This is a genomic window from Ruminococcus sp. 5_1_39BFAA (genome assembly GCF_964240875.1).
In the GTDB taxonomy this organism is placed as follows: Bacteria; Bacillota; Clostridia; order Lachnospirales; family Lachnospiraceae; genus Blautia_A.
Window position 1 is genome coordinate 1 of record NZ_CAXSVO010000096.1, and the last position, 721, is coordinate 721.

At 54.5% G+C, this 721-nt stretch carries 1 rRNA gene; it reads left to right on the plus strand.

What is annotated here, in order from left to right:
- Window positions 1-721 (plus strand): 23S ribosomal RNA (locus ACESZH_RS23935); the annotation flags it as partial.

Here is a 721-nt window from a genome sequence, read left to right on the forward strand (position 1 = left end):
AGAAAAGCCGCTATCGTTCATACCGTACCCGTACCGTAAACCGACACAGGTGGATGAGGAGAGAATCCTAAGGCCGGCGGAAGAAGCATTGTCAAGGAACTCGGCAAAATGACCCCGTAACTTCGGGAGAAGGGGTGCCAGGGAGACCTGGCCGCAGAGAATAGGCTCAAGCAACTGTTTAGCAAAAACACAGGTCTATGCGAAACCGAAAGGTGAGGTATATGGGCTGACGCCTGCCCGGTGCTGGAAGGTTAAGAGGAGAGGTTAGCCGCAAGGCGAAGCTTTGAATTTAAGCCCCAGTAAACGGCGGCCGTAACTATAACGGTCCTAAGGTAGCGAAATTCCTTGTCGGGTAAGTTCCGACCCGCACGAAAGGCGTAATGATTTGAGCGCTGTCTCGACAATGCATCCGGTGAAATTGAAGTACCAGTGAAGATGCTGGTTACCCGCGCCAGGACGGAAAGACCCCATGGAGCTTTACTCCAGTTTGGTACTGGGATCCGGTATTGCATGTACAGGATAGGTGGGAGGCTTTGAAGATGTGACGCCAGTTGCATTGGAGCCGGTGTTGGGATACCACCCTTGCAGTATTGGGTTTCTAACCAGCCGCCGTGACCCGGCGGTGGGACAATGCCAGACGGGGAGTTTGACTGGGGCGGTCGCCTCCGAAAGGGTATCGGAGGCGCCCAAAGGTTCCCTCAGGATGGACGGAAACCATCCA